The organism is Nostocoides australiense Ben110 (assembly GCF_001050535.1).
Taxonomy (GTDB): domain Bacteria; phylum Actinomycetota; class Actinomycetes; order Actinomycetales; family Dermatophilaceae; genus Nostocoides_A; species Nostocoides_A australiense.
In genome coordinates this window covers 3,647,250-3,650,514 of sequence record NZ_HG764815.1, presented here as the reverse complement: position 1 = coordinate 3,650,514, position 3,265 = coordinate 3,647,250, and the positions used below count along the sequence as shown (strand labels likewise).

Sequence of the window (3,265 nt, the reverse complement as noted above, 5' to 3'; positions counted from 1 at the left end):
CTCAAAGCCGGCGAAGCGGTGGTCGGCTCGCCCGTCACCGCCGGCTGAACCGCCGCGCGCCGGCAGCCAACCCAATCGTCCGTGACCCGGGCGAATTGGCCTCGTTATCCAATGGTGATCTACACTCGCCACGTCACGCCTGGTGCTGGCCCCTGTCTCGGGGCAGTTCGCCGCGGAGTATGGGCCGTGGAAAATCGCGGGCGCGACTGACCGCCGTCGTCGCACGAGTGAGAAACCCCACCATGAAAACCACCCCCTCTGTTCGCCTGATGTCATCCGGGCTGGCCGCCACCGTCGTGCTCGCGGGTGCGGTCGCCGCCGGGGCCGGCCCGGCCACCGCCGCCGGCACCGTCCTGGAGGTGTCAACCACCGGCAACGACGCCAACAGCGGCGCACCGGGCAAGCCCCTCAAGACCGTCCAGGCCGCCATCGACAAGGCTGCCGCAGGCACGACCATCAAGATCCACAAGGGCACCTACAACCAGCAGCTGAAGATCCGCAAGTCGGGCACGGCGAGCGCGCCGATCACCGTCATGCCGTATGGCGATGGCGCCGTCACCTTGACCGCCAATCTGCCGATGCCCGCGTGCAACAACAGCCAGCCCGACGGTCAGCGCACGATCCTGATCATCTCGGGCTCGGACTACTGGACCTTCCAGGGTCTCAACATCGTCGGTGGCGTCTACTCGACCGGCAAGGACGCGGGTTCGGCCTACACCTGGCACAGCAGGCTCGTCGACCAGGGCAACTGGCAGACGCGCCGGAAGGTGCCCGGCGCCGGTTCCTACAACCCGACCGCGGCCAGGCAGGTGGTTCCCTACCTGCGCACCGTCACAGGCGACCAGGACCTGGATTCCAACGATGGCCTGAAGTTCCTGAACAACACGGTCACCAAGAAGGGGCTCTTCTTCCGCATGAACTCCTACGGCGTGGCCTCCGGCAACAAGATCAGCGACCTGGCCTGCGGCACCGGCCCCGGCATCTGGCTGATCACCTTCTCCAACGGCTGGCAGGTCACCAAGAACGACGTGTCCCGCATCGCCGCCTCGACGTGGAAGCACTTCATGCAGGAAGGCATCCGCATGGGCACCGCGTCCAACTACAACAAGGTCACGGGTAACAACGTCCACGACCTGCCCGGTGACGGCCGGGCCTACAACACCGACGTCGACAGCAGCTGGAACACCATCACCGGCAACCGCGCCACCAATGTCGCCATCGGCTACAACGACCAGATGTCCGGCTGGGGCAATGTGTGGAAGAGCAACACCGTCACCTCCTTCCGCACCTACGGCTACGGCGTGCGGCTGATGGACGGCAAGCTCACGCTGCCCTCCTACAACTCCAGCGCCAACAAGATCAACATGTCCTGCAATGTCGCGAGTCGCCCGATCGGGACGGCCAAGTCCTTCGGCGTCGGCGGCACGATGTACGGCACCTACAACGGAAACGCCTGGACGACCGCCAAGGTCGCCAAGTCGGTGCAGAGCTACTGGGGCAAGTACGGCAACACCTTCAACGGCAAGCCGACCCCGCCGCCCGCCACCTTCGCCCCGAGCCACTGCTGACCTGGAGAATCGATGACCACCCCCCACAAGACCCTCACCCTCGCCCTGGGCCGCCGGCAGCGAGATCCACGTCTCCACCCGCGGATCCGACGGCAACGCCGGCACCGCCAAGTCCCCACTGCGCACCGTCCAGGCGGCGGCGGACCGGGCCAAGCCCGGCACGACGATCCGCGTGCACGGCGGCACCTATGTCGGTGAGATCCGGATCAAGAACTCCGGCACCGCCTCGGCTCCCATCACGGTGACGCCGGCGGGTGACGGCGCCGTCACCTTGACGTCCAACCAGTCGCCGGACTCCTGCTACAGCAGCGCCCCCTCCCCGCGGCGCACGATCAAGATGCTCTCGGGTGCCGACTACTGGACCTTCAAGGGCCTGAACATCCACCACGGCGCCTACCTGTCGGGCAAGGGCTCGGGCAAGGTCTTCTCGTGGCATGCCGCCTTGGTGAAGAAGAAGATCTGGCAGCCGCGGCGCGCGGTGCCCGGCGCCGGGTCCTACAACCCGACGGCCGCCCGCAACGCGATCCCGTACCTCGCCAAGGCGCTGAACACCGCGCTCGACCCGGTCGTCGGAGTGAAGTTCATCGACAACACGATCACCGGCCGCGGGATCTTCGCGACGCTGACCACCTCGGGCGTGGTGCAGGGCAACCGGATCTCGAAGATCATCTGCGGCTCCGGTCCGGGCGTGTGGATCATGAACCACAGCAACTTCTGGACCGTGACCGGCAACGACGTCACCGATATCGCCATCTCGCGCGCCGCCCACTACATGCAAGAGGGCATCCGGTTCGGATCGGCCGCGAACTACAACAAGATCACCAACAACAAGGTCCACGACCTGCAAGGTGACGGCCGGGCGTTCAACACCGATGTCGACTCCAGCTACAACACCTTCGAGAAGAACTTCGCGACCAATGTCGCCATCGGCTACAACGACCAGATGGCCGGCTGGAACAACCGGTGGCGCAACAACACCGTCACCACCTCCCGCCAGTACGGCTACGGCTACCGGCTGATGGATGCCAGTTTGTCGCTCCCCTCGATGAGCACCAGCACCAACGGCGTTGTCGCCTCCGGCAATGTCGCCTTGCACCCGGCGCGCTCGGGTGCCAAGGCGATGGGCGCCGGCGGCATGATGAAGGGCACCTTCTCCGGCAACAACTTCAACACCTTCTGGATCAGCAAGAACCTGACCCGGTACTGGTCGTCCTATGGCAACACCTGGAACGGTTCCCCGGCCGTCCCCAAGTAGCCCGCCGCCGAATCACCCCGGCGCACGAGCGAAGCCGCCGTCCCCCTCGGGGGGCGGCGGCTTCGCTCGTGGGCCGGGAGCGCTCAGCAGCCGGCGCTGGACAGCGTCGGGGTCTTGCTCGGCAACGCGCTGGAGCCGTTCCACGTGTTGCCCTGGGCGCTCCAGTAGGTCTGCATGTTCTTGCTGATCCAGATCAGGGGCATGTTGTTGCTCTGGAACTTGCCGTTCATCATCGCGCCGACACCGAGCGCCTTGGCCCGGTCGCCGACGGGACCGACGATGTTGTTGCACCGCACGATCGAGCCGTTGGAGCTGCTGGCCTTGGACGGCTGGGCGAGCCGGGCGTCCATGAGCCGGAAGCCCATCCCGTAGACGCGATAGTTCGTCACCGTGTTGTACTCCCAGCGGTTGCCCCAACCCGACATCTGGTCGTTGTAGCCGA

At 66.0% G+C, this 3,265-nt stretch carries 3 protein-coding genes; 2 read left to right on the top strand and 1 reads right to left on the bottom strand.

Annotated elements, in window-relative coordinates:
* Positions 1 to 242 precede the first annotated feature (242 nt).
* Together BN11_RS17895 and BN11_RS17890 are read left to right on the top strand one after the other, a co-directional pair.
* Positions 243 to 1,568 carry a DUF1565 domain-containing protein gene (locus tag BN11_RS17895; RefSeq protein ID WP_162213284.1) on the top strand — a complete coding sequence of 442 codons (1,326 nt, stop codon included), beginning with the start codon at positions 243 to 245 and terminating at the stop codon, positions 1,566 to 1,568.
* A gap of 172 nt (positions 1,569 to 1,740) precedes the next feature.
* Complete coding sequence (locus tag BN11_RS17890; RefSeq protein WP_048699652.1) at positions 1,741 to 2,823, top strand: hypothetical protein; 1,083 nt, start codon at positions 1,741 to 1,743, stop codon at positions 2,821 to 2,823.
* A gap of 83 nt (positions 2,824 to 2,906) precedes the next feature.
* Here the strand turns inward: BN11_RS17890 and BN11_RS17885 are convergent.
* Positions 2,907 to 3,265, bottom strand: a 359-nt coding sequence (locus tag BN11_RS17885; RefSeq protein WP_048699651.1) for a hypothetical protein, incomplete at its 5' end; no start/stop codon positions are given.

Bases quoted from the DNA above. Each gene is read 5' to 3' on its own strand.
- BN11_RS17895 (WP_162213284.1), top strand. From the start codon at position 243: ATGAAAACCACCCCCTCTGTTCGCCTGATGTCATCCGGGCTGGCCGCC.